This is a genomic window from Kribbella catacumbae DSM 19601, assembly GCF_000372465.1.
Taxonomy (GTDB): domain Bacteria; phylum Actinomycetota; class Actinomycetes; order Propionibacteriales; family Kribbellaceae; genus Kribbella; species Kribbella catacumbae.
Genome location: NZ_AQUZ01000027.1, coordinates 89607 through 114379 on the forward strand (window position 1 = coordinate 89607; position 24773 = coordinate 114379).

Genomic DNA, 24773 nt, shown 5'->3' on the forward strand with positions numbered 1-24773 from the left:
TCACAGAACAAAGGAAGGCCTCAGGCGCAGGACATGCCATTCAGGGTCGGAGCGGAGAACGGCGGGGTGCCACCGCCGTAGGTCGCGTTATAGCCGATCGTTGCGGAACCGCCGGTGGTGAGCTTGCCGTTCCAGGACTCGTTCACGACTCGCACGGTGTCGCCTGTGTCGGTCCAGGTCGCGTTCCAGCCTTGGGTCACGGTCACTCCGGGCGCTGAGAAGGTGAGGGTCCACCCGTCAACTGGCGCCCCGCGGTTCTCGATGACGATCTCGGCGGTGTAGCCGGAGTTCCAGGTGTTGACCACCCGGTGCGTCACCTTGCACGAGCCGGGCTGCGGCGTGGGCGTGGTGGGCGGGGGCGTTGTGGTGGGCGGCGGTGTCCAGTTGGCGGCGGCCGCCAGCTCGTACGCCCGCTGCGGTACGAACTGCCCCGCTCCGGCGATGCATCCGTCGGCCTCGCCCGGCGGCTTGACCCACAGGAACGCAGCGATCTGCCCGTCGCCGGTCTGGTCCGTGCTCGGGGTGCCGATGGCCCGGCCCGCCGGGTCGCACCACTCGCTGCCCAACGGCCCGTTGCCGTTGCGGCTGGTGTCGATCACGGCACGAAGCCGCGAGTCGCCCAACGCGTTCAGTACCGCCTTGGCGAAGGCAGCCTCGTCGGCGGTCGCTCGGTAGTTCGACACGTTGGTGGCGATACCGTCGGCGCTGTTCGAGATGTCGGCGCCACGCAGCCGTGCCGCGGACTCCCCTGGCGACAGCCACGCGGAATGGCCGATGTCGAAGTACACCTTCGTTTGTGCCGAACCAGACTTGAGCTTCTTCCCCGCGTAGGCCATCGACGCCTTCGTCTGGTTCTGCTGGTCTGCCGACTGACAGTTCGTCATGATCGGTAGCACGTCGGGCTCCAGTACGATCGCCGCCGGCCGGCCCGCTACACCCGCCGCCACTTGGTCGACCCAGGCCCGATACGCCTCGTGCGAAGGTGAGCCGCCGCTACTGGCACCACCGCAGTCGCGGTTGGGGATGTTGTAGACGACCATGATCGGCACCTTGCCGGCCGCCGCGGCGGCCCCGACGTAGGCGTCGACCTCGGCCCGTACCGTGCCGGTGTTTGTCGTGGTGAACCACTTGCCCTGCGGCGTGGCCGCGATCCGGTCCCGGATCATCGGCGTCCGGGAGTCGTTCGGGTTTCCCGCCACCCACTTCGCCGCGCTGGTGTTCGGGTCAACGAAGAACGGCGAGCCGGCGGCATGGGCACTTCGCCCGGCGGCAAGGGTGGCTGCAGTTGCGACGAGCGCCACCACAAGCACGGTGGCACAAGGCGCCAGGGCGGCGGTCACTCCGCCGGATGTCAGATTTCTTGATCGCATGATGGGTCCTCGCAGCGTCGGTGGGCGGCCATGACGGTTGGGAGCGCTCCCAGATCGCTTCGAACCGTAACGGACCGGAAGCCGGCGGTAAAGAGCCCACCGGAAACTTCCGCGACCCGCAGGAATCCACAGCCTGCCCGCCGGACCTGAAACGTTTAGCCCCCTTTTCACGACGCCTTCGGGCCCCCTACGCTGCCGAATCTGGGAGCGCTCCCAAAGGCCGTCCCTGCCACGCGTCCCCCTTCCCGCCCCTTCGGAGGTTCACGTGCAAAGCTGCCTGTCGCGAGCGTTGACAACCGCCATCGCCGCCTTACTCACCACCCTGATCAGCCCACTGACACCCGCCGCGTCGGCGGCGCCCGCGTTCAACTACGGCGAGGCGCTGCAGAAGGCCATCTGGTTCTACGACGCGCAGCGCTCAGGCGTCCTGCCCGCCGACAACCGCGTCAGCTGGCGCGGCAACTCGGCACTGCAAGACGGCAGCGACGCCGGGCTCAACCTCACCGGTGGCTTCTACGACGCCGGCGACCACGTGAAGTTCGGGCTGCCGTTCGCGGCCAGCCTGTCGATGCTCGCCTGGGGCGCGGTGGAGAACCGGGACGCCTACGTGGGCTCCGGCCAACTCCAGCACCTGACGGCGAACCTGCGGTGGGGCACCGACTGGATCATCAAGGCGCACCCGTCCCCGAACGTGGTCTACGGCCAGGTCGGCGCAGGCGACCCCGACCACGCCTGGTGGGGCTCGGCCGAGGTCATGGCGATGGCGCGTCCGTCGTACAAGGTCGACGCGTCGTGCCCTGGCTCGGATCTCGCCGGTGAGTACGCCGCGGCGACGGCGTCGGCCTCGATCGTGTTCAAGGAGACCGACCCGGCCTACGCGGCGACGCTGCTCACGCACGCCAAGCAGCTCTACAGTTTCGCCGACACCTACCGCGGCAAGTACAGCGACTGCATCACCGACGCCGCCAAGTTCTACAACTCCTGGAGCGGGTATCAGGACGAGCTGGTCTGGGGCGCGATCTGGCTGTACCGCGCCACGGGCGACGCGGCGTACCTGACGAAGGCCAAGACGGAGTACCTGAAGCTCTCGACCGAGCCACAGGGTTCCGAGCGGTCCTACCGGTGGACGATCGCGTGGGACGACAAGTCGTACGGCGCCTACGTGTTGCTGGCCAAGCTGACCGGTGAGCAGGTGTACGTCAGCGACGCCAACCGTTGGCTGGACTACTGGACCACCGGCTACAACGGCAACCGGATCCGCTACTCGCCCGGCGGCCAGGCAGTGCTCGACACCTGGGGTTCGCTGCGGTACGCGGCCAACACCGCCTTCGCCGCCCTGGTGTACTCCGATTGGCTCTCCACTCGGGACAGTGCACGGGCCAGGACCTATCACGACTTCGGTGCACGGCAGATCGACTACGCGCTCGGCGACAACCCGCGCAACTCCAGCTACGTCGTGGGCTTCGGCGCCAACCCGCCACGCAACCCGCATCACCGCACGGCGCACGGTTCCTGGAGCGACAGCATTCAGGAGCCCGCCATCAGCAGGCACACACTGTACGGCGCCCTGGTCGGCGGCCCCAAGAGCAATGACGATGCCTACACCGACAGCCGCAGCGACTACGTGATGAACGAGGTCGCACTGGACTACAACGCCGGCTTCACGGGTGCGCTCGCCCGGCTGTACAAGGAGTACGGCGGCGCCCCGCTGGCGAACTTCCCGGTGGCGGAGACGCCAGACGGCCCCGAGCTGACCGTGCAGGCATCGGTGAACCAGGCAGGTGCCCAGTTCACCGAGATCAAGGCCTTCGTGCTCAACAAGAGCGCCTGGCCCGCGAGGACGTTCAACGGCACGCTGCGCTACTACTTCACACTCGACGGCGCCACCTCGCCCAACCAGGTCACCGTCACCACCAACTACAACCAGTGTGGAACGGCAAGCGCGCCGATCCAGTACAGCGGTTCCATTTACTACGTGGAGATCCCGTGTACCGGCGTCGCCCCGGCCGGCCAAGCGGCGTACCGCAAGGAAGTCCAGTTCCGCATCACCAGCTCGGGGACGTGGGATCCGGCCAACGACTGGTCCTACGTGGGCCTTAGCACCGGCAACACGGTCACCCAAACCGACCGGATCGTACTCCGCCAAGACGGCCAGCTGGTCTGGGGCATCGAGCCCAACGGCACGGTCGACCGCGAGCCACCCAGCGCGCCCACGACGCTGAAGGCCTCGGCGGTGACCGGCAGCAGTGTCACCCTGAGCTGGGCCGCGTCCACCGACAACGTGGGCGTGAGCAGCTACGAAGTTCTCAACGGTACGACGGTCGTGGGCTCCACCGCAGCGACGAGCCTGCCGGTCACCGGCCTGACACCAGACACTCCCTACACGTTCTCGGTGCGGGCAAAAGATGCCTCGGGCAACGTTTCGGCCGCAGCCTCCGTCAGCGTGCGCACCTCGCCGGGAACAGCGAGCACGCTGACCGTCCAGCACAAGAACGCCTCCCCGGCGACAGCGAACCAGATCGGGGCCACCCTCCAGGCATCCAACCGGGGTACGACCAGCGTCGCGCTGACCACCGTGACGCTGCGGTACTGGTTCACCGGCGATGCTCCTTCACCCTCCTATCAGGTGTGGTGCGACTGGGCGCAGACCGGATGCGCCAACGTCACGGCACGGGTCGTCAAACTGGGCACCGCCCGCACCGGAGCGGACGCCTACCTGGAGGTCTCCTTCGCCGCGGGCGCCCTTGCACCTGGCGCGGGCACCGGTGACATCCAGCTCCGCGTGGCGAAGTCGGACTGGTCTGCGTTCAACCAGGCCGACGACCACAGCTATCGGGTGAGCAGCTCGCTCGCCGACTTCGACCGGGTCACCGGTTACTCCGACGGTGCCCTCACCTGGGGTGTCGAGCCCTGACCTTGCCGATCCCAAGCCCATGGGTCAACGGCTGACCCCAGACGGAGGAGGACGAATGAGATATCGGACGAGAGCGGGACGGTTGCGTACCAGACCGCTCGCCTTAGTAGTAGCAATGGCGACAGCGGTGGGCATCATGCCGCTCGTCGCGCCGGCGGCGCATGCCGCGCTGGCGTGCTCGGTGAACTACAACATCGTGAACGACTGGGGCAACGGTTTCGTCGCCGACGTGACCATCAAGAACGAAGGCGACCCGATCAACGGATGGACCCTCACCTGGACCTTCCCGAACGGCCAGCAGATCACGAACCTGTGGAACGGCAGGCACACGCAGTCCGGCGCCAAGGTCACCGTCACACCGCTGGACTGGAACAAGAACATCGGTACCGGCGGCACCGCGGCCGTCGGCTTCCAGGGCACGAGAGGAGCAACGAACGGCAAGCCGTCCGACTTCGCCGTCAACGGTGTGTCGTGCACCGGTGGCAACAAGGCCCCGACGGTGGCGGTGACCTCGCCGACAGCGGCTCAGTCGTTCCAGAGCGGGCAGGCGATCCCGCTGGCGGCCACCGCGTCCGACAGCGACGGCACGGTGTCGAAGGTCGAGTTCCTGGCCGACGGCGTCGTGGTCGGCACCGACCTGACCGCTCCGTACCAGGGCTCGTGGCCGGGCGCGTCCGTCGGTGACCACGCCGTCGCGGCTCGCGCGACCGACAATCTCGGCCTCGTCACCACGACGGCACCCGTGCCGATCAAGGTACTGGCCGGTGCGACGATCGTGGCCACGCCGGCGACGCTCAACGTCAGGCAGGGCAGCACAGCCCGGTACGGCGTGACGCTGGCGAGTCAGCCGTCGTCGTCGGTGACCGTGGCGGTGGCGCGCTCGTCGGGCAGCACGGATCTCACTGCGGCACCGACCTCCCTGACGTTCACCACGGCGAACTGGAACACGCCGCAGAACGTGACGGTCACCTCGGCGGCCAACGGCGGCGACCTGGTGACAGCCGTCTTCTCCGCCACCGCGACCGGTTATGCGGCGGCCACGGTGACCGCCAAGGAGATCTCGGCGACCATCCCTCCCTTCCAGGAGGCGTTCCTCACGCAGTACAACAAGATCAAGGACCCGGCCAGCGGCTACTTCCGCAAGTTCGGTGACTTGCTGGTGCCGTACCACGCCGTGGAGACGCTGATGGTCGAGGCGCCGGACCACGGGCACCAGACGACGTCGGAGGCGTTCAGCTACTACCTGTGGCTGGAGGCGAGCTACGGCAAGATCAGCGGGGACTGGGCTCCGTTCAAGTCGGCATGGGCCTCGATGGAGAAGTTCATCATCCCGGCCAAGGCCGACCAGCCGACCAACGACAAGTACAACGCGTCCAAGCCCGCGACGTACGCGCCCGAGCACCCCCGGATGGACAAGTATCCGTCCGTCCTGGACCCGGGCATCTCGGTGGGTCAGGACCCGATCGCCGCTGAACTGAAGTCCGCGTACGGCACCGACGACATCTACGGCATGCACTGGCTGCTCGACGTCGACAACACCCTTGGCTTCGGTCGATGCGGCGACGGCACCACGGCGCCGTCGTACATCAACACCTATCAGCGCGGCTCGTCGGAGTCGGTGTGGGAGACCATCCCGCAGCCATCGTGCGACACGTTCAAGCACGGCGGCCCCAACGGTTACCTGGACCTGTTCACCAAGGACAGCTCCTACGCCAAGCAGTGGAAGTACACCAACGCGCCGGACGCGGACGCTCGTGCGGTACAGGTGGCGCTGCTGGCCAATCAGTGGGCGACCGCGCAGGGCAAGCAGTCCCAGATCGCGCCGGAGCTGGAGAAGGCCGCGAAGATGGGCGACTACTTGAGGTACGCGATGTTCGACAAGTACTTCAAGAAGATCGGCAGCTGCGTCGGACCGGCCGCCTGCCCGGCGGGCACCGGCAAGGACAGCGAGCACTACCTGATGTCCTGGTACTACGCGTGGGGCGGCGCGACGGACACGTCCGCGGGCTGGGCATGGCGCATCGGTGACGGCGCCTCGCACCAGGGGTACCAGAACCCGCTGGCGGCGTACGCGCTCGCGAACGTGCCCGCGCTGAAGCCGAAGTCGGCCACCGGGCAGCAGGACTGGGCCAAGAGCATGGACCGGCAACTCGAGGTCCTGCAGTGGCTGCAGTCAGCCGACGGCGGGATCGCCGGCGGTGTCACGAACAGCTGGGAAGGCCAGTACGGCACGCCTCCCGCGGGCACCCCGACGTTCTACGGCATGTACTACGACGCGCACCCGGTCTGGCGCGACCCGCCGTCGAACCGGTGGTTCGGCTTCCAGGTGTGGCAGATGGAGCGTACGGCGTCGCTGTACCAGCTGACCGGCGACCCGAGGGCGAAGAAGATCCTGGACAAGTGGGTGCCCTGGGCAATCGCCAACACCACGGTCGGTGCGAACGGGGCGTTCCAGATCCCGTCCGACATGGCGTGGACCGGTGCCCCCGACAACTGGAACCCGGGCGCGCCGGGCGCGAACGCGAACCTGCGGGTCAGCGTGCTCAACCACAGCCAGGACGTCGGCGTCGCGGCGTCGTTCGCCAAGACCCTGCTGAACTACGCGGCCAAGTCGGGCACCGCCCCGGCGCGGACCACGGGCGAGGGTCTGTTGACGGCACTGTTGGCTCATCAGGATGCCAAGGGCATCGCCATCCCGGAGACGCGGACCGACTACAACCGGTTCGACGACAAGTACAACGCCACCACCGGGGAGGGCCCGTACGTTCCGCCGGGCTGGACGGGCAAGATGCCCAACGCTGACCTGATCGACCAGAACTCGACGTTCCTGTCGATGCGGTCGTACTTCAAGACCGACCCGGAGTGGCCGAAGGTGCAGCAGTACCTCAACGGCGGCCCGGCTCCGTCCTTCACCTATCACCGGTTCTGGGCGCAGGCCGAGATCGCCACAGCGTTCTCGCTGCACGCCGAGCTGTTCGGCTGACCCCAGGCCAGGCGCGCCCCCGGCAACCACCTGGCCGGGGGCGCCCAATCCCTGAAAGGCATCCCGTGATTAAGGCTGCCCGTCATGCCAGGCGTCAATCGTGACGTGGGGGTGCGGTGGTGCCGCCGTGGTGGAGTTTGGCGGGGACCAGGTGGGGTGGGAGGGGCTCGGCGCCTTCGAGCTGGCGGATCAGGGATTCGGTGCCGAGATGGCCCAGTTCGGGACCAGGGGTTCGCATGTGGGTGAGTTCGGGGTCGGCCAGTCGTGCCGTTTCGGTCGCCATCAGCAGGGCCAGGACCGAGATGTCCCCGGGGATGTCGCGTCCGTTCTTCTTGAGGCCTGACGCCACGCCCAGAGCGGCGTACTCGTTCACCACCAGGACCGCCGTCGTGTCGGAGTACTCGCGAACCACCTTCGCGGCGGCCTCCTGGCCGGACCGGGTCGTGTCCGCGCAGTCGAAGACGACGGTCTCTACGCCGTACTCCGCGGCGACGCGGCGATAGGCGGCCTCGGTCCGGACGTACGGCCCGTAGCTGCGGAAGCGCGGGTCGCTCAAGTCGCCCGCGATCATCAGCAGGCGCCGGTGGCCGAGTCCGTACAGGTGGCCGACCGCTTCCTCGACCGTGGTCTCGAAGTCGATGTCGACGTGCTGCAGCCCGTCCAAGCTGGTGGTTCGGCCGATCAGCGCGAACGGCATGCCGGTCGCCTGCAGGATCCCGACCCGGGGATCGTCCAGCTGGACCTCCATCAGGACGACACCGTCGACCAGGCCCTGCCCGACCAGCTCGGTGAGCTCTGCGCCGTCGTTGCCGACCGGCCACAGCACCAGGTGGTAGTCCTGCTTGCGAGCGGCATCGGCCGCGCTGGTGAAGAACTCCGCCGCCGACAACCCGAAACGGTGGTCCAATGCCGGATACGCCATCGCGATGATGTGCGTACGCCGGCTGGCCAGCGCCCGGGCGACCACATTGCGGCGGAAGCCGAGCTCGGTCATCGCCAGCTCGATCTTCGCCCGGGTCGCCGGGGTCACCGGCTTGGTGTTGTTGAGCACGAAGGACACGGTCGCGATCGAGACACCGGCGCGCTGCGCGACGTCTCGCATGGTCACCATCGGATCGACCCTCCCTGAACTCTTGACAGCGGCGTGACCCAAGGAAGATAGTCCTTGGAACCTCAGTTAAGCGGTTTACCGGCCCCACCACAAGCAGACCGCATTTCCGGCGGCCCAGCGGTTAAGCGCTTTGATCACGAGCCTCCCGCGGCCCACGCCCATCGCTCAAAGGAGTGCAATGCCATGATCAGCAACCGGATCGCCGCAACGCTGGCGGGTGCGACAGCCCTGTCGCTCGTGCTGGCCGGCTGCGGCGACGGCGGCAACGGGTCGTCCTCGTCGTCAGGCCAGAGCGTCAGCAGTCTCACGGTCCTGGACTACTACAACAACGACCCGGACAAAGCGCTGGTGCAGAAAGGCCTCGACTCCTGCGCGAGCAAGCTGGGCATCACCATCCAGCGGGAGACGGTGCCTGGTGACACCTTGATCCAGAAGGTGCTGCAGCAGGCGTCCTCGAAGACGCTGCCCGACGTACTGATGCTGGACAACCCGGACGTGCAGCAGATCGCCGCGACCGGTGCGCTGGCGCCCTTGAACGACCTGGGCCTGACTGGGGACGGAGTCATTCAGGGCATGGTCGACGCGACGTCGTACCAGGGCAAGCTCTACGGACTGGCGCCGGTGACGAACACGATCGCGTTGTTCTACAACACGCAGATGCTGCAGGAGGCCGGTATCCAGCCGCCGAAGACCTGGGACGAGCTGAAGGCCGCGGCCAAGAAGCTCACCAAGCCCGGCCGGTACGGCATCGCCTTCAACGCCAACGCGACGTACGAAGGCTCTTGGCAGTTCCTGCCGGCGATGTGGACCAACGGCGGCGACGAGACCGACCTGAAAACCCCGCAGGTCGCGGAAGCCCTGCAGTTGTGGGTGGATCTGGTGCAGTCGGGCTCGGCGTCCAAGAGCGTGATCAACTGGACCCAGGGTGACGCGAAGGACCAGTTCGTGGCCGGCAAGGCCGCGATGATGGTGAACGGTCCGTGGCAGATCCCGGCGCTGGAGAAGACCCCGAACGTCAAGTGGGACGTGGTCACGTTCCCGCTGAACAAGCCGGACCAGACGCCGGTCGCACCGCTGGGTGGTGAGGCCTGGACGGTCCCGCTGAACAAGGACCAGGCCAAGCAGCAGAAGGCCGCCGACTTCGTGAAGTGCCTGAACTCGGACGAGAACGAACTGGCCTGGGCGAAGGCCCGGTTCACCGTGCCGACCAAGACCGCGCTGCTCGATCAGTACGTCAAGGAAAAGCCGTCGATGAAGGCGTTCACCGAGCAGGTCAGGACCGCCCGCTCGCGGACCGGCAAGCTCGGCGACAAATGGCCGGAGGCCGCCAAGGTGATCTACCAGGCGATCGCGCTCGCGCTGACCGGTAAGGCCTCGGCGCAGGATGCCTTCAAGCAGGCTTCCGGCGGCTGATCGCGATGGCCAATGCGACGTTGACTCGCCATGACGCCGCGGCGTCCGGCCCGGAGCCTGCTCACAGGCGCCGCGGCCGGCGCCATCGGGGTGAGGATCTGACCAAGATCCTGTTCGTACTGCCGGCCGCGCTGGCGATGATCGCCCTGTTCGGCTACCCGGTGGTGAAGAACCTGCTGATGAGCCTGCAGGACTACGGCCTGCGGACGTTCTTCACCGGCGAGGCCCCATGGGTGGGGTTGAAGAACTACACCACCGTGGTGACCGACCAGCTGTTCTCGCAGGCGATGGTGAACACGGCGTTGTTCACCATCGGTTCGATCGCCTTCCAGTTCACCGTCGGACTGGCGCTGGCCCTGTTCTTCCGCCGGCGGTTCCCCCTCGGCAATCTGTTGCGGTCGCTGCTCCTGCTGCCCTGGCTGCTGCCGCTGATCGTGTCCAGCGCGACCTGGCGATCGATCCTCGAACAGGACAGCGGCATCCTCAACCGGACGCTGACCGGTCTGGGCATCATCGACGATCCGGTGCCGTGGCTCAACTCGCCGTCGGTGGCGCTGATCGCGGTGATCGGCGTGAACATCTGGATCGGCATCCCGTTCAACGTCACCCTGCTGTACTCCGGTCTCGCCGAGATCCCGGAGGAGCTGTACGAGGCCGGCCAGCTGGACGGCGCCACCGGCTGGCTCGCGTTCCGGTACATCACCTGGCCGAACCTGCGGGCGGTGGCGAGCGTGCTGCTGGTGCTCGGGGTGGTCTACACGATCAAGGTGCTGGACATCATCCTCGGCCTCACCGGCGGCGGACCGGCGAATGCCACCCAGACGCTGGCGACCCAGTCGTACGAGCGGTCGTTCATCGACTTCAAGTTCGGCGAGGGCGCGGCGCTGAGCAACATCCTGATCGCGATCTCGCTGGTGTTCGCGGTCCTCTACCTGCGCGCCACCCGGCGTGCCGTCGACGAATAGGAGGAGTACGACGATGTCCGACTCGACTGTTCGCCGCGGGATCTACACCGTGATCGGCGTACTGATCCTGTGCGTGATGCTGTTCCCGGTCTACTGGATGGTGAACGCCTCGCTGCAGCCGTCCGGGAACACCCTGACCGCCGGCTTCCTGCCACTGGACCCGACCTTCGCCGGCTACCGGCGGGCGCTCAGCGAGCAGGGGCAGAACCTGGTCACCAGCGTGATCATCGCGGCCGGCACCGTCGTACTGTGCCTGCTGGTCTCCGCGCCCTGCGCCTATGCGCTGTCGCAGTTCCGGTCCCGCTGGGTCGGGATCGCGTTGCTCGCGATCCTGGTCTCGCAGATGATCCCCGGCATCGTGATCGCCAACGCGCTCTATACGGCGTACGAGCGGCTCGGGTTGCTGAACTCGATCCCGGGACTGATCGTGGCCAACTGCAGCAGCGGGATCCCGTTCGCGATCCTGATCCTGCGCTCGTTCATGCTGTCGCTGCCGCCGTCGCTGGTGGAGGCCGCGCGGGTGGACGGCGCCGGACTGTTCCGGGCGTTCGTCGCGATCGTGCTGCCGATCAGCAAGAACTCGATGATCACCGCCGGACTGTTCACCTTCCTCTTCTCCTGGAGTGACTTCCTCTTCGCCCTCACGCTGACCACCAAGGGTGGCGTGCGGCCCGTCACGCTGGGGATCTACCAGTACCTCGGCACCCAGGTGCAGAACTGGAACGCGGTGATGGCCACCGCCGTTCTCTCGGCGATCCCGGCCATCGTGTTGCTGATCGCCGCCCAGAAGTACATCGCCGCCGGCGCTATCGGCGGTGCCGTCAAATGACCCTCGACAACCAAGGACGAACACTGATGACGATTCGGGTACTCGTATGGGGCGAGAACCGGCACGAACAGGTCGAGCCGCACGTCGCCGAGATCTACCCCGACGGTATGCACTCGACGATCGCCGCGGGCATCGCCGAGAATCTCGGCGACACCGCGGAGGTCAGTACGACGACACTCGACGAACCCGAGCACGGCCTGACCGAGGAGGTACTGGCCAGCACCGACGTACTGGTCTGGTGGGGTCACGCCGCGCACGGCGAGGTCGACGACAAGGTGGTCGACCGGGTGTACCAGCACGTGCTGTCGGGCATGGGCCTGCTGGTCCTGCACTCCGGCCACTGGTCGAAGATCTTCGGCAAGCTGATGGGTACTACGTGCACCCTGCGCTGGCGTAGCGAGCAGGATCGCGAGCTGGTCTGGACGGTGAACCCGACGCACCCGATCGCACGGGGTGTGCCGCACCCGATCGTCATCGAGCAGCAGGAGATGTACGGCGAGTTCTTCGACATCCCGGTGCCGGACGAGCTGGTCTTCGTCTCCACGTTCAGCGGCGGCGAAGTGTTCCGGTCCGGCTGCACGTTCCGCCGCGGGCACGGCAAGATCTTCTTCTTCTCACCCGGCGACCAGGACTACCCGGTGTACCACCACAAGGATGTTCGCAAGGTGATCGCCAATGGTGTCGAGTGGGCCACCACCGACCTGCCGGAGCGAGCCCTGCCGACCTTGCTGCGGTACGAAACCGGCGAGTTCTTCAACGGTCACGGCTATGCGGGCCCGATCGAGGAGCCTGCCGATGCCTGAACCACTGCGCCTTCTTCAGGTCGGCGCGGGCGGCATGGGTCGCGCGTGGCTGCGCACGATCGCGGCGAACCCGACCGTTGTCCTGGTCGGCCTGATCGATCTCGACGTAGAACTGGCGCGGGCGGCGGCCGACGAGCACGGGTACGGCGACGTACCGGTGGCCGCGTCTCTTGAGGAGCTGGCGTCGCGGACGGGCGCCGAGGCGGTCATCGACGTCACGGTGCCGCTCGCCCATCCCACGGTCAGCGCGGATGCCTTGCTCCGTGGGCTTCCGGTGCTCTGCGAGAAGCCGTTGGCCGAGACGGTCCGCGAAGGCCTGTCGATGGTCGCGGCGTCGGAGGTGAGCGGGAAGCTGCTGATGGTGTCGCAGTCCCGTCGCTACTTCCGGGCCGGCTCCGCCTTCGGCCGGCAGCTCGCCGAGCTCGGCCCGGTCGGGTCACTCTCGTGTGAGTTCTTCAAGGCACCGCACTTCAGCGGCTTCCGGGAGCGGATGGCCGAACCGCTGCTGGTCGACATGGCGATCCACCAGTTCGACCTGGCCCGCAAGCTGATCGGGTCCGAGCCGGTCTCGGTGTACTGCGAGTCGTACAACCCGGACTGGAGCTGGTTCGACGGCAACGCGGCGGCGTCCGCGATCTTCCGGTTCGCCGACGGAACCCGCTTCTCCTACACCGGAAGCTGGTGCGCACCCGGCCTGGAGACCTCGTGGAACGGCCGCTGGCGGGCGAGCATGTCCGGCGGTACGGCGACCTGGGACGGCGACGGCGTACCGGTGGCCGAACTCGCGTCCGGGGCAGCGCTCGAGGCCTCGCTCGGCGACGAACCGGAAGAGATCAGCGGCTCCCTGGTCGAGTTCGTGGCGGCAGTCCGCAAGTCGACGATCCCGCAGACCGAGGTGCACTCCAACGTCATCAGCATCGCCATGGTCGAAGCGGCTGTCCGGTCCGCGGCCCTCGGAACCAGAGTCACCGTCGCCGACGTGATCACCGACGCCCACGCCGAGGCGCTCGCCACTGTCCAGGACCCCACCCTGCACGCCGCACTGCAGGGTTGGCCCAACGTCTTGAAGGTGGTCGGCCTGGAATCCTGATCCCCCCGGCTCTGCAGGGTCAGGCGAGGCGGCTGACGGCTACCTTGGCCAGGGATTCCATCGTCTGGTCGGCGGGGCCCCAGGTGCCGCTGACCTGGAGGATGCCGAAGTTGGTGCCCTTGGAGAAGACGATCACGCCGCCGTCTGCCCGCTTCGAGTCGCCGGTGTACGACAGCGCCCAGGTGGCGGAGCCTTTGCCGACAGGCGAGGACTCGGTCGCACCGTAGTGGAAGTCAAAGTTCGACTTGTCCCCCTGGCACAGACCGATCGCTTCTTCGACCAGCGTCTTGGCGTAGGCCTTGGCCTCGGCCGGCGTCGGCGCCTGGGCGATCGACTCGGTCAGCCCCTGGTTGGCGTTGCGCCGGCTCGTCCAGGAGACAGTGAACGGCTTGTTGGATCCCTTCAGGACGCTGGTCCACGGGTTGCCCTCGCCGAGGCAGGAGGAGAAGTCGTCGTCGCGGTTCAGGACAACCTTGGCGGTGTCCAGTTTCACCTGGATCGCGGTGAGGTCCTCGCTCTGCAGCAACTGGCTCGATCCGATCGGGACGAAGGTGTCTCCCGGGTCGGCCTGCGCGAGGTTCGGGGCCGAGCCCGGGCCGGCCGAGGCGATAGTCGCAACCACGGCCGCAGCGGCGACCGCTGCCGCGACCGTGACGAGGGAACGGATCGGGCGGCGAGTGGTCTTCGAAGGCGTCGCGCTGGGCATCTGGAGTCCTCTCTGGTCGTGCTCCTGGTGAGCACGGCGGTTGTTGTCACCACCAGAGAGGGGTAGATCCGTGATTTTGTTGGGTACGCCTTTTCTCCGACTCAGCTCGCCGACTCAGCCGAGGCGGAGTGCAGCGGCCTTGCTCAGGGCGGCGAGCTGGTTGTACGCACCGCTTCCGGCGACGATGCAGGCGGGCTCGTCGCCCGCACTCGAGCACCAGTTGATGGTCAGTACGCCGACGTGGGTACCGCGCCGCAGTACGGCCATTCCGCCGTTGATCTTCTCGCCCTTGGGCGCCCGGCCGGTGGTGTTCAGTTCGCCGGAGACCTCTCCGAGCCAGCTGGCCGCGGTCGCCGGATCGAGCTGTTCGCTGTGGGTCGGTCCGTAGACCCAGTGCCCGGCCGCCGCCTCCTGGCAGGCTTCGAGCTTGCGCAGGACCCGCCTGGCGATCTCCGCGGCCTCGTCCTCGTCACGGGCGGCGATCGCCTGCTCGTAGGCGACGACACTCCCGGCTTCCCAGACCCGCTGGACCGGTGGCCCGCTCAAGGCGACGCTGTCCAGCGTCTCCTTCTTGTCGCAGCCCACCAGTTCCAGGCGGACCTCGGAGGGTTGCGCGGTGAGGGTCAGGCCGACTTTGCGGAAATCGGCATCGCTGAGCATGTTCGCGGCGGCCACCGGACCGCCGTCCGGGGTGCTGAGCGGCGACGATGGGGTGGGCGACAGGGATTTGCCGGTCGGTGTCGTGGTCGGCGTCTTCGTGGCGACCTGGTTGCCACCGGCACCGGTTCCGCGGTCAGGCAGAACGACGGCGCCCACCAGTGTCCCCAGCGTCGCGGCGACACCGAGCACGAGTCCCGCAGTACGGCTCCGCATCGCTAGCGCACGCCGTCCAGCCGCAGGCGCGGCTCCATGAACTTCCGGGCCTGATGGATCCGGTCCTTCACCGTGCCCAGCCGGGTCTCGGTGACCTCGGCGATCTCGTTGTAGCTCAGCTCGCCGAGGTCGCGGAGGACGAAGGACTGCACGAGTGCGGGATGCCGCTGCTCGAGCTCGTCCAGGGCATCGAGCAGGTCGAGGCGGGTCCCGGCGATGACGCTGGTGGTGCGGGGGTCGGGAGCCTCCGGAACGGCCTCCACCGCGCTGAGTGCGTCGGCTCGATCTCGGAGCGAGCGGTAGGTGGCCCGGGCCGCGTTGGAGGTGATCACGGTGACCCAGCCGAGGAACGATCCACGACCGGAGTACGAGGTGATCTTGCGGCTGATGATCAAAAGGGCTTCCTGAGCGGCATCCTCGGCGTCGGCGTGATGCGGAAGGAACCGGGTGCACCGGCGCACCACCATCGGCCGGATCCGGAGCAGCACCTCGTCGAGGGCCGCTTGGTCGCCATGCCTGGCCGACTCCACCAGGTCGGCCAGTGCACCGTCGTCATCCAGCACGCCGTCGTCCTCCTTCGATCCCCCGTCGACACTAGTGTGACCGTAGATCACTCGCGGGCCGGATGCGTCACAATGAGCACGATGAAACATATCGGCCGCTACCGACTGGACCACAGAGTCGGCTCCGGGGCGTTCGCCACCGTCTGGAAAGGCTATGACCCCGAACTCGACGCGGCCGTGGCGGTGAAGATTCTCGCCGACAACTGGGTCCTGCACGCCGACGTCCGTGAGCGCTTCCTCAGTGAGGCGCGACTCCTGCGCCGCATCGAGAGCAGGCGGGTGGTCCGCGTCCACGACGTGGGCGTGGACGACAACCGGCCGTACTTCGTCATGGACTACGTCAACGGCGGGACACTGGCCGATCGCGTGGGCCAACTCGAGCCGGATGAGGCGCTGCGACTCGCGGCCGAGGCAGCGGAGGCGGTGCAGGTACTGCACGAAGCCGGCTTCATCCACCGCGACATCAAGCCCAGCAACCTCCTGCTGGACAAGACCAGCGAGCCGGTACGAGTGTTGGTCGCCGACCTGGGTAGCGCCAAGCGGCTCGCGGACGCGACCGGCTACACCGTCAACACCGGCACCCCGGCGTACATGGCACCGGAGCAGACCGGTGGCATCGGCACGTTCGACGGCCGCGCCGACGTGTACTCCCTCGCCGTGGTCACCTGGGAACTGCTGGCCGGCGACCGCCCGGCGCCCGAACTGTCCACGTCGGGCAGCCGCGGAATAAGCTGGCGGCGACCACCCGTCGCCGAGATCGATGGCATCAACCCCCGGGTGGTCGACGTTCTCACCACCGCCCTCAACCCCGATCCCGACGTACGCCCGCGGGACGCCAGTACCTTCGCTCGTGAGTTGCTCGCGGCGAACTCAGCTACTGGTCCTCTGCAACCAACCGGCTGGCCCGCTCCCGTCGTGTGGACCATGGCACTCATCGTCTTCGCCCTCGCAATGCTCGCCGGCTGGCTGGGCCTCTGAACGACGGGTCGTTGAGCGTTGAAGTATATTCAGGTTGTTTGTTGTGGCCGGTGGGTACCTCGGGGACGTGACTTCAGCGAATCAGCAGCTAGCGCCGGCGCTCGAGATCGATGCCCGGCTGACCGAGATCGAGCGCAGTGTGGACCTGCTGCTCAACATCACGCCGGTGAATGCGGCAGAGGCCTGGGCGGACTTCGAGCGCAGTGACTTCGGGACCGCTCCCACGCTCCGGCTCAGACCGCTGGAGTTCGAGCCGGACCTGGTCCGGCGTGACCTCTACGGCCTCGAGATCGAGAACGTCGACGACCCTGCGTTGCACACACTCTTCCGGGTGAAGCGCGACGAGATAGCACGGCAGATCACAGCGCTCGAGGATCGCGACACTTCACGGTTCATGTACGGATCGCTGCAACTGTACGGCGGTGTCGCTCAGCCACTCGCGTCCGCGGCGGAGGAGCTGCTCGAGACCATCCCGGCCCAAGGCCCCAGCACCAGCAGTGTCACGGCCGGCGCGTTCGCGGAGGCGGCTCGTGAGGAGTTCGACCGCTACCGGGCCGTGTATCCGGACTTCCCGGTAAACGTCGAGGTGCGTGAGGACATCTCCGAACTGATGGTGTCGTTCGGCCGGCTACTCATCCCCGAAACCGCCAGTATCAGGACGGATCGCGTCGAGCCCCTGCTGCACCACGAGGTCGGCACCCATGTCGTCACCTACCAGAACGGCGCCAAGCAACCCCTGAAGCTGCTGACGATCGGACTGCCTGGCTACGACGAGACCCAGGAAGGCCTGGCCGTGCTCGCCGAGTACCTGACCGGCGGACTGGACCCGCGGCGCCTGCGCGTGCTCGCGGCCAGGGTTGTTGCCGTCGGCAAGTTGCTCGACGGCGCCGAGTTCCTGGACATCTTCGAATCGTTGCGGACGGAGCACAAGATACCGACCAGAACCGCCTGGTCCATCGCCATCCGCGTCGTCGTCGGGGGCGGTTCGGTGAAGGACGCGATCTACCTGCGCGGGATCACCCGCATCCTCGAAACCCTCGCGGAAGGCAGCAGCCTCGACGTCCTCTTCGTCGGCAAGCTCGCGCTGGACCACATCCCGTTGATCCAGGACCTGCTCGACCGCGAGGTGCTGGTCGCACCATGGATCCGTCCACGCTGGCTGGACGTTCCCGGCGCTCAGGAGCGCCTCGAAGGACTGCGCGCGGGCGCGACGATCACCGACCTGTACGAAGGAGCTGTGTCGTCATGAGGCTTGCCTTCTTCGTCAACGAGGTCGCCACCGAGATCGACGAGTACACGACCACGCGGCTGGCCAGGGCCGCGTCCCGGCGGGGGCACGAGGTTTGGTATGTCGGGGTCGGAGACGTCGAGCTCAGCGCAAGCGATGGGCAACTGGTGGCCCGGGCCCATGCCGCGCAGTATGGGGAGGACGACACGCTCGAGTCCTTCATGGAACGCATCAAGGAGTGCGACGCCGAACGGATCGTGATGGAAGACCTTGATGCGTTGTTCCTGCGCAACGACTCGATCGACGATCTGCAGGAGCGGCCGTGGGCCAGCCCACTGGGTGCGGTTTTCGGCCAGATGCTCAAGGCGCGTGGCGTCACCGTGGTGAACGATCCGGCGGGCCTCACCCGTGCGACGAGCAAGCTCTACCTGGAGGAGTACCCCGAGAAGATCCGGCCCCGCTCGCTGGTGACGCGCGACCCGGAAGCGATCGAACGGTTCGCCGGCGAGGTCGGCCACTGCGTCGTCAAGCCGTTGTACGGAGCCAAGGGCCGGAACGTGTTCATGATCTCCGACGACGGCGAGGCGAACCTCGCGCAGATCACGGAGGCGGTGCTGCAGGACGGCTATGCGATCGTTCAGGAGTTCGTCGACGGCGGCGAGGACGGCGATGCCCGGATCTTCCTGCTCGAGGGACAACTCCTCGAGCGCGACGGGTTGCCGGCCGCGTTCCGGCGAGTACCCACCGGCAACGACCCACGGGCCAACATCAGCAAGGGCGGACGCTCGGTCCCACTCGAGATCGGCGCCGCGGAACGCGGCATCATCGAAGCGATGAGCGAGCAACTCGTTGCTGACGGCATGTACTTCGTCGGCATCGACGTGATCGGCGACAAGGTGGTGGAGATCAACGCGGAGAGCCCGGGCGGAATGCAGAGCGTCGAAAGGCTCTACGAGATCGACGTCTGCCCAACCGTCATCGAAGCCCTGGAACACCGCGCCGGCAGGTAACTGCCTCGGAAACGAGTCCCGGTCGATTCTTAGTGACTCCTTGCGGCCCGTAAAGTACTCCTCGTGCCCGACTGGTCGCAGGGAGACCCACCGGGTTCGTCGGCCGCGCGGACGAGCTGGCGTCGATCTGTCCGACGCTCGGCCGGTCTGACGCACTCTCGTCCCGAGTCGTGCTGATCAACGGCATCGCGGGCGTCGGCAAGACGGCCTTGGCCCTGACCGCCGCACATCGTCTCCGCGCCGACTATCCGGATGGACAGCTGTACGCCGACCTCCGGGGCAGCGATGCACCGCTCCAGGGTGCTTGGCCGTTTTCTCCGCGCGCTCGGAGTCCCCAGCCGGCGGATCGGCACCGACGAATCGGAAGCGGCCGCGCTGCTCCGCAGTGAGCTCGCCGACCGGCGGATGCTGGTACTGCTCGACAACGCGCAGGAGACGGCTCAGATCCAACCGCTGTTGCCAGGAGCCGGACGCAGCGACGTGATCGTGACCAGCCGCCGGCGACTGCCGGACCTGGCCACCGCCGGCGTCGTGAACCTCGAACCGCAGCCTGCATCCTGGCGACGACTTCAGTGCCGACAGCACGGGCATCCTGCTCGGAGTACCGGCAGCCGACGCCGAGCGAGTTCTGGAAGAACTCCTCGAGGCGAACATGCTGATGCAGCAGACGAAGAACCGTTACCGGTTCCACGATCTGCTCGGCCTCTACGCCCGTCGGATTCTCGCCGAGGACGCCGAAGGGACCACCGCACGGACCCGCCTGTACTCCTGGTACGCCGAGGCGGTGACGGCCGCGATCGACTGGGCCTATCCGCAGGTCGTGCGGCTCGGCGCCCATCCCGAACCGGCCAGATTCATCGACTCGGAAGCCGCGGCACTCGACTGGCTCGACGACGAACTGCGCGCCTTGCTGGCGGTCGTGACGGACACGGCGGAGTCCGGCGACCAGTGGCTGTCCTGGCAGATCGTCGACCAACTCCGGGGATACTTCCAGATCCGCAGGCATGCCGACGGCTGGCTACCGGCAGCACAGCCCGGCGCGGCTGCCGCCATGACGGCCGGCGACGACATCGCGCGGGTCGCGATGCTGCTCAATCGCGGCCAGGCGTTGGCGGAAGCCGGCCGGGACGAGGACGCACTGTCCGACTGTCTCGCTGGCCAGGCCCTCGCGGTCGCCGTCGGCTGGACCACAGCCGCTGCCTATCTGGCCCACCAGATCGGGTGGCTTCAGCCGGAGCGGGGCACGCTCGTCGACGCCGACCTGTGGATGCGCCGCGCCCTGGAGTTGACCGAAGACGATCAGGACGGCCACGTTCGGGCCATCGCGCTCAACGGTCTCGGGATGACCCGCCTGTACCAGGGCGAGCTGCGAGAGGCCGCCGACCTGTTCGGTGCCGCGGTGCAGATCAGCGAGACCGGCCTGGCGAGCGCAGTACGGCAGCTGGGCGATGTCGACCAGGCGGCGCGCCTTCTCGGCGACGTACTGGATGCCTACCAGCGGCGATCGCACCGACGTGGCGAACTGTCCACGCTGGATGAATTGGCCCGGTTGTACAGCCAGGGTGGCGACGGAGTCACCGCCTTGGAGGTAGGGCTGCGCGCGCACGATCTCGCACTCGTCCTCCGCGACCGGAAGGCGCAGGCGCAGACCGCAGCGACCGTGGCACAGGTCCACCTCGCCCTCGACGACGCCTCCGCCGCGATCGAGTGGAGCGAAGACTGCCTCGCGATCGCGCGCGGCGCCCAGGCCGCAGCCGGCCCGCTGAGAGACCGAGAGTCTCAGTCCTGATCCCAGCAGCAGGGACTGGTTCAGGCAGCGGAGCGGGTCCAGACTACTGAGATGGACCGCGCACCAGAACCCGAAGCGGACGCCGACATCCTGCGCGAACGCATCGACGGCGCTCGTGAGTGATCAGCCGGCACGGGGGCGATGAATGGATCCTGGGGGTCTGGATACTGGGTAGCTGATGGGGCGTTGTCGACGCGCCGTCGGAGGTGAAGTTATGAGGGCTGTGCGGGCTGATCCTGAGGTGCAGCGGGCCCGGATGGTCGAACTGATCGCCGCTCGCGGTGTCACCGATCGCGCGGTACTGGCAGCGATGCGTGACGTGGCGCGGGAGCAGTTCGTACCGGAGAACCTGCGGGAGGCCGCCTATCGCGACGCTGCGCTGCCGATCGATGAGGGGCAGACGATCTCGCAGCCGTACGTCGTGGCGTTGATGACCCAGGCGCTGGAACTCCGGCCACAGGACCGGGTGCTGGAGATCGGCACCGGGTCGGGCTATGCCGCGGCGGTCCTCGGCCGGGTCGCCGCCGAGGTGTACACGGTCGAGCGGCACAGTCGATTGGCCGCCGTCGCCCGTGAGCGGCTCACCTCCCTGGACAATGTGATGGTCCGCCATGGCGACGGACGGTACGGCTGGCCCTCGCATGCGCCGTACGACGCGATCGTGGTGGCGGCCGCCGCGACGGAGGTGCCGGAACGCCTCCGGCGGCAGTTGGCGGTGGGAGGCCGGCTGGTGATTCCGGTCGGGGCACCGCACGCCATCCACGAGCTTGTGCGAGTACGGCGTACCGGGCCGGACGACTTCGAACAGGAGTCTCTTGAGCAAGTCCGGTTCGTACCGCTCCTGCCTGGGCGCAGCGGCGATCCCGGACGGCGGCCTTAGGCAGTTGCCCGGCTGGGCGCTGTGATCGCTAGATCTGAATTCGCCATGACGGACGGATGCACGAACTGAGGCAGCGTTGACTGCTGCGCCGTGGGGGCGTTGAGGTAGGTCTGCCAGCACCACGACGCCACCTCCTCCGCGTCCGGGCGGTCGGCTGGGTCCTTGGCCAGCATGCGCAAGAGGTACCGGCCGAATCCCCTGTCCAGCCGCGCAGGTCGGACCGGGATTCCCCTCAGATGCTGGCGCAGTACGCCGGTTGGCGTGTCGGCGACAAAGGGTGGATCGCCGGTGATGAGCTGGTACAGCACGCAGCCGAGGGAGTAGATGTCAGCCGGAGGGCCGGCCGGTTCGTCCCTGGCCCGCTCTGGGGCGACGTAGTAACTCGTACCGAGGATCCGCCCGTCGTGGGCCGGTTCGCCCGCTGGATCCCCTAGAAAACAAGCGATGCCGAAGTCGGCGACCTTGATCGTCCCGTCCTCGGCCATCAACAGATTGCCCGGCTTGATGTCACGGTGGATCACGCCTTGGTCATGCGCCGCGGACAATCCTTCCGCCGCCTGCGCGACGATCAGGGCGGCGTCAGGAGGGCTGAAGGGCCCGGATTCCTGCAGCACGGTAGCCAAGGTGCTGCCCACAACGAGTTCCATCACGAGATAGAAGCCGTCCCCGTACGGCCCGAAGTCATGGACCCCGACAACATGAGGACTGCTCACCACAGCAGCCGCCTGCGCCTCCCGGTGAAACCTCTCCTCCGCCTCGTGATCCGCCTTCTTGAGCAACTTGACCGCCACCGGCCGGGTAAGCACCTCATCGACAGCACGCCAGACCTCACCCATGCCACCTTCCCCGACGACACTCTCAAGCTGGTACCGACCGGCGATTCGCATCGCTACCACCTCCCGACGGGACTCACCCCCACCGGTACCCGATAATCGCGAACAGCAACATAGGGGCCAACTGCAACCGCATAGTCACTCGGGAGACGTATGAATACTTCACCTGGCGCAGCTGTCCGGATCGGTGCTCTTGTTCCGTTGAGCCGGCCTGGCTGGGTCGAGGCGGGGCAGCATTTGCTCGCTGGGCTTGAGTTGGGTGTTCGCGACGTCAATGACGACGGCGGGATTGGTGGAAGGCCGCTCGAGTTGGTGATCCGAGATACCGCAGCTGATCCGGAGCGGGCTGCGGCGGCTGTGGATGAGTTGGCCCGGCTGGGTGTGGTCGCCTTGGCTGGCGAGTATCACAGCGTCGTCGCTCGTGCGGTTGCCGCCCGGGCCGACGCGCTTGGCCTGCCGTACCTCTGCTCGTCAGCCGTTCTCGATGCACTCACCGAACAACCGACTAACTGGGTCGCACGCCTCTCCCCGCCGCAGTCAAGCGGCTGGCAGGTCTACGCGAACTTCCTCCTCAGCGCGGGTCACAGCCGAATCGCCGTAGCAACCCAGCCGAGCGTCTACTGGGCAGCCGGCACCGCCATCCTCCGGGACTACTTCACCCCACGCGGCGGCAGCGTCATCGAACTCGACGCACAGGCGCTCACCCCCGCGGCGATCTGCGACGAACTCGCCGGCAACCGCGCGACAGCCCTCCTTCTCCTGGTCGGCCACCCGGACCCGGCGGTGCCGATCGTCAAGGCCGTCCGCCACGACCAGCGCCTCACCAACCTCCTGATCGGCGCCCCAGCCGGCCAACCAGAGTTCACCGAGTGGATCACGTTGCTGGGCGCGGCCGGCACGGCGATCCCATTCCTGCGCTACCTCCCCGAACACCTCACCCCACTAGGCACCCAAGTCGAGACGGCCCTCCGCGAACACCTCAACGAATCCCCCTCCTTCGTAGCCTTCGAGGGCTACGACACCATCACCGTCCTCACCGCCGTATTACGTACCAACGGCGCCATCACCACCCCCTGGCCAAACGTCACAGCCGAAGCCACCCGAGGCCGAATCCACTTCACCCACGCCCCACCCATCAACATCTGGCAATGGCCCCAACCCCCCATCCAAGTAGTAGACCGAGACCCAGCAGCCCCCACCCACTTCCGAATCCTCCACACCAACTGATGCCCGACTACGACGCACAAGCACCCCGCACCCGGCCCACAGCGAGTGCGGCCCGCCGGTCACCGGAGCCGTCGTGAGCACGGCGCGCTGGAATTCGTGATGTTGGGCGGTAGGCCCGGACCTCCGCCACTCACAAACCTCCCGTTTCCCCGCGGGAGCACGCCTGCGCACGCCTGGCCGGGTGCGATCAGCTGAGGTTTGTGAGTGGCGGCGGTCCGGCCCAACGCGACGACCGCACGCTGAACATCACGAACTCCGGCTGGAGTACCAGTCACCTGACGCACGATTCGATGATCTTGCTCGCGGCGCGGAGCACCATGGTCGACAGCTCCGTCGGTGAGATGACTACGGCGTCCCCGGCCTGGGCGAGTACGGCGGCGCAGGCTTCGTCGGCGTTCTCGAGATCTGTCTCGACAAGGGACCAACCGTCCGTGTCCGGTACCACGGGTGCAGTCGGCCGGAACCGCCGTACTGCGTGGTCGCGCACCCGCAAGACGATCGGGTACGACGGCAGTGTGGCTCGAAACCGCTGCTGCGCCTCGGCCCAGTACTGGCTCAGGTTGAAATCGCTCGGTCTCGTGAACGCCTCGTTGGTCAAAGCTGCTGAGGTCATTCTGCTCAGGCGATAGGTGCGCAGCGCCTCGTCCGGCCGGGACGCGACCAGGTACCACGTCCGAGCCTTGGCGATGAGGCCGAGTGGTGCGACCGTGAATGGTTGCGCCGGATCTTTATAGGTGATGGCGATCCGCCGCTCCTCCCAGATCGCCTGTCGGCACAACTCCAGCCAGCGCGGAGACTCCGGGTGGTCGCCCCAGCCGGCGTGATCGATCAGGAGCCGCTGGCGGGCGACCTCGGCGTCGCGCCTGGCGCTCTCAGGCAATGCGGCGATCAGCTTGGTGATGGCTTGGTCGCTTGACGCGTCGACGCCAAGGTCGGCGAGCACGTGCGCGGTCGCGCCGACGAAGACAGACATCACCTCGGACGGCGTGAGTCCGGTGAGCCTGGTCCGGTAGCCGGGAAGCAGAGCCCAGCCACCGCCTCGACCGCGCACGGAGTACACCGGAACGCCAGCGAGGCTGAGGGCGTCGAGGTCACGCTGGACCGTTCGCGGCGAGACATCCAACTGCTGTGCGAGTTGAACCACGGTTGACTGCCCGCGAGTCTGCAGGAGCAGCAGGAGCCGGAGAAGCCGTTCGGCACGCATGGTC

21 protein-coding genes are annotated in these 24773 nt (G+C 67.3%); 14 read left to right on the forward strand and 7 right to left on the reverse strand.

The window, feature by feature from the left end; all coding sequences use genetic code 11:
* Positions 1-20 precede the first annotated feature (20 nt).
* Complete coding sequence (locus A3ES_RS0125965) at positions 21-1370, reverse strand: glycoside hydrolase family 6 protein (protein ID WP_051084810.1); 1350 nt, start codon at positions 1368-1370, stop codon at positions 21-23.
* Positions 1371-1659: 289 nt separating this feature from the next.
* Between A3ES_RS0125965 and A3ES_RS0125970 the strand changes: the two genes are divergently transcribed.
* Together A3ES_RS0125970 and A3ES_RS0125975 are read left to right on the forward strand one after the other, a co-directional pair.
* Positions 1660-4284, forward strand: coding sequence for a glycoside hydrolase family 9 protein (locus tag A3ES_RS0125970; RefSeq protein ID WP_202806591.1), 2625 nt, complete (start codon positions 1660-1662; stop codon positions 4282-4284).
* Positions 4285-4399: 115 nt separating this feature from the next.
* Positions 4400-7267 carry a glycoside hydrolase family 48 protein gene (locus tag A3ES_RS0125975; protein WP_020389771.1) on the forward strand — a complete coding sequence of 956 codons (2868 nt, stop codon included), beginning with the start codon at positions 4400-4402 and terminating at the stop codon, positions 7265-7267.
* Between the two features lie 94 nt (positions 7268-7361).
* On the opposite strand, the gene A3ES_RS0125980 is transcribed toward A3ES_RS0125975, so the two are convergent.
* Complete coding sequence (locus A3ES_RS0125980; protein WP_020389772.1) at positions 7362-8378, reverse strand: LacI family DNA-binding transcriptional regulator; 1017 nt, start codon at positions 8376-8378, stop codon at positions 7362-7364.
* A 183-nt stretch (positions 8379-8561) separates the two neighbouring features.
* On the opposite strand from A3ES_RS0125980, the gene A3ES_RS0125985 reads away from it, so the two are divergent.
* From A3ES_RS0125985 to A3ES_RS0126005, 5 genes are read left to right on the forward strand one after another with little or no spacing between them, the layout of a single operon-like run.
* Positions 8562-9791 carry an ABC transporter substrate-binding protein gene (locus tag A3ES_RS0125985; RefSeq protein ID WP_020389773.1) on the forward strand — a complete coding sequence of 410 codons (1230 nt, stop codon included), beginning with the start codon at positions 8562-8564 and terminating at the stop codon, positions 9789-9791.
* A gap of 5 nt (positions 9792-9796) precedes the next feature.
* Complete coding sequence (locus A3ES_RS0125990; RefSeq protein ID WP_020389774.1) at positions 9797-10756, forward strand: carbohydrate ABC transporter permease; 960 nt, start codon at positions 9797-9799, stop codon at positions 10754-10756.
* Positions 10757-10769: 13 nt separating this feature from the next.
* On the forward strand, positions 10770-11585 hold the full coding sequence (locus A3ES_RS0125995) for a carbohydrate ABC transporter permease (protein WP_020389775.1): 816 nt from the start codon (positions 10770-10772) through the stop codon (positions 11583-11585).
* A gap of 26 nt (positions 11586-11611) precedes the next feature.
* The gene (locus A3ES_RS0126000) at positions 11612-12388 is read left to right on the forward strand and encodes a ThuA domain-containing protein (RefSeq protein ID WP_020389776.1); all 777 of its coding nucleotides are present in this window, start codon (positions 11612-11614) and stop codon (positions 12386-12388) included.
* Complete coding sequence (locus A3ES_RS0126005; protein WP_020389777.1) at positions 12381-13478, forward strand: Gfo/Idh/MocA family protein; 1098 nt, start codon at positions 12381-12383, stop codon at positions 13476-13478. Before A3ES_RS0126000 ends, A3ES_RS0126005 begins: the two co-directional genes overlap by 8 nt.
* A 19-nt stretch (positions 13479-13497) precedes the next feature.
* Here the strand turns inward: A3ES_RS0126005 and A3ES_RS0126010 are convergent, their stop codons facing one another.
* The 3 genes from A3ES_RS0126010 to A3ES_RS54300 form a co-directional block, all read right to left on the reverse strand.
* Positions 13498-14184 (reverse strand): hypothetical protein, encoded by a 687-nt coding sequence (locus A3ES_RS0126010; protein ID WP_020389778.1) that lies wholly within the window; start codon positions 14182-14184, stop codon positions 13498-13500.
* A 114-nt stretch (positions 14185-14298) separates the two neighbouring features.
* Positions 14299-15057: a hypothetical protein gene (locus tag A3ES_RS0126015; protein ID WP_020389779.1), complete on the reverse strand. Its 759-nt coding sequence runs from the start codon at positions 15055-15057 to the stop codon at positions 14299-14301.
* Positions 15058-15059: 2 nt separating this feature from the next.
* Entirely contained in the window at positions 15060-15620 is a 561-nt protein-coding gene (locus tag A3ES_RS54300) for an RNA polymerase sigma factor (protein ID WP_020389780.1), read from the reverse strand.
* An 81-nt stretch (positions 15621-15701) separates the two neighbouring features.
* Here A3ES_RS54300 and A3ES_RS54305 point away from each other — a divergent pair, with 81 nt between their 5' ends.
* From A3ES_RS54305 to A3ES_RS0126045, 6 genes are all read left to right on the forward strand, one after another.
* The gene (locus A3ES_RS54305; protein WP_051084811.1) at positions 15702-16598 is read left to right on the forward strand and encodes a serine/threonine-protein kinase; all 897 of its coding nucleotides are present in this window, start codon (positions 15702-15704) and stop codon (positions 16596-16598) included.
* A gap of 67 nt (positions 16599-16665) precedes the next feature.
* A complete protein-coding gene (locus A3ES_RS0126030; RefSeq protein ID WP_202806592.1) occupies positions 16666-17847 on the forward strand; it encodes a peptidase MATCAP family protein in 1182 nt (393 codons plus the stop codon).
* A complete protein-coding gene (locus A3ES_RS0126035; protein ID WP_020389783.1) occupies positions 17844-18836 on the forward strand; it encodes an ATP-grasp domain-containing protein in 993 nt (330 codons plus the stop codon). The genes A3ES_RS0126030 and A3ES_RS0126035 overlap by 4 nt, the downstream gene beginning before the upstream one ends.
* A gap of 71 nt (positions 18837-18907) precedes the next feature.
* The gene (locus tag A3ES_RS57185; protein WP_420323153.1) at positions 18908-19225 is read left to right on the forward strand and encodes an AAA family ATPase; all 318 of its coding nucleotides are present in this window, start codon (positions 18908-18910) and stop codon (positions 19223-19225) included.
* A gap of 269 nt (positions 19226-19494) precedes the next feature.
* Positions 19495-20625 (forward strand): hypothetical protein, encoded by a 1131-nt coding sequence (locus A3ES_RS0126040; protein WP_157630756.1) that lies wholly within the window; start codon positions 19495-19497, stop codon positions 20623-20625.
* Positions 20626-20839: 214 nt separating this feature from the next.
* Positions 20840-21505: a protein-L-isoaspartate(D-aspartate) O-methyltransferase gene (locus A3ES_RS0126045; protein WP_026163198.1), complete on the forward strand. Its 666-nt coding sequence runs from the start codon at positions 20840-20842 to the stop codon at positions 21503-21505.
* Here the strand turns inward: A3ES_RS0126045 and A3ES_RS0126050 are convergent.
* Positions 21502-22392, reverse strand: a complete 891-nt coding sequence (locus A3ES_RS0126050; protein WP_020389786.1) for a serine/threonine-protein kinase — start codon at positions 22390-22392, stop codon at positions 21502-21504. The genes A3ES_RS0126045 and A3ES_RS0126050 overlap by 4 nt on opposite strands.
* A 99-nt stretch (positions 22393-22491) precedes the next feature.
* Between A3ES_RS0126050 and A3ES_RS0126055 the strand changes: the two genes are divergently transcribed.
* On the forward strand, positions 22492-23565 hold the full coding sequence (locus A3ES_RS0126055) for an ABC transporter substrate-binding protein (protein WP_026163199.1): 1074 nt from the start codon (positions 22492-22494) through the stop codon (positions 23563-23565).
* A gap of 271 nt (positions 23566-23836) precedes the next feature.
* On the opposite strand, the gene A3ES_RS0126060 is transcribed toward A3ES_RS0126055, so the two are convergent.
* Positions 23837-24769, reverse strand: coding sequence for a helix-turn-helix transcriptional regulator (locus tag A3ES_RS0126060; protein ID WP_020389790.1), 933 nt, complete (start codon positions 24767-24769; stop codon positions 23837-23839).
* Positions 24770-24773: the final 4 nt, after the last annotated feature.

Bases quoted from the DNA above. Each gene is read 5' to 3' on its own strand.
- A3ES_RS0126055 (WP_026163199.1), top strand. From the start codon at position 22,492: ATGAATACTTCACCTGGCGCAGCTGTCCGGATCGGTGCTCTTGTTCCG.
- A3ES_RS0126060 (WP_020389790.1), bottom strand. From the start codon at position 24,769: ATGCGTGCCGAACGGCTTCTCCGGCTCCTGCTGCTCCTGCAGACTCGC.
- A3ES_RS0126000 (WP_020389776.1), top strand. From the start codon at position 11,612: ATGACGATTCGGGTACTCGTATGGGGCGAGAACCGGCACGAACAGGTC.
- A3ES_RS0125995 (WP_020389775.1), top strand. From the start codon at position 10,770: ATGTCCGACTCGACTGTTCGCCGCGGGATCTACACCGTGATCGGCGTA.
- A3ES_RS0125965 (WP_051084810.1), bottom strand. From the start codon at position 1,370: ATGCGATCAAGAAATCTGACATCCGGCGGAGTGACCGCCGCCCTGGCG.
- A3ES_RS0125975 (WP_020389771.1), top strand. From the start codon at position 4,400: ATGGCGACAGCGGTGGGCATCATGCCGCTCGTCGCGCCGGCGGCGCAT.
- A3ES_RS0126035 (WP_020389783.1), top strand. From the start codon at position 17,844: ATGAGGCTTGCCTTCTTCGTCAACGAGGTCGCCACCGAGATCGACGAG.
- A3ES_RS0126040 (WP_157630756.1), top strand. From the start codon at position 19,495: ATGCAGCAGACGAAGAACCGTTACCGGTTCCACGATCTGCTCGGCCTC.
- A3ES_RS0126015 (WP_020389779.1), bottom strand. From the start codon at position 15,057: ATGCGGAGCCGTACTGCGGGACTCGTGCTCGGTGTCGCCGCGACGCTG.
- A3ES_RS0126005 (WP_020389777.1), top strand. From the start codon at position 12,381: ATGCCTGAACCACTGCGCCTTCTTCAGGTCGGCGCGGGCGGCATGGGT.
- A3ES_RS0126045 (WP_026163198.1), top strand. From the start codon at position 20,840: ATGAGGGCTGTGCGGGCTGATCCTGAGGTGCAGCGGGCCCGGATGGTC.
- A3ES_RS0125990 (WP_020389774.1), top strand. From the start codon at position 9,797: ATGGCCAATGCGACGTTGACTCGCCATGACGCCGCGGCGTCCGGCCCG.
- A3ES_RS0125985 (WP_020389773.1), top strand. From the start codon at position 8,562: ATGATCAGCAACCGGATCGCCGCAACGCTGGCGGGTGCGACAGCCCTG.
- A3ES_RS54305 (WP_051084811.1), top strand. From the start codon at position 15,702: ATGAAACATATCGGCCGCTACCGACTGGACCACAGAGTCGGCTCCGGG.
- A3ES_RS0126010 (WP_020389778.1), bottom strand. From the start codon at position 14,184: ATGCCCAGCGCGACGCCTTCGAAGACCACTCGCCGCCCGATCCGTTCC.
- A3ES_RS0126050 (WP_020389786.1), bottom strand. From the start codon at position 22,392: ATGCGAATCGCCGGTCGGTACCAGCTTGAGAGTGTCGTCGGGGAAGGT.
- A3ES_RS0125980 (WP_020389772.1), bottom strand. From the start codon at position 8,378: ATGGTGACCATGCGAGACGTCGCGCAGCGCGCCGGTGTCTCGATCGCG.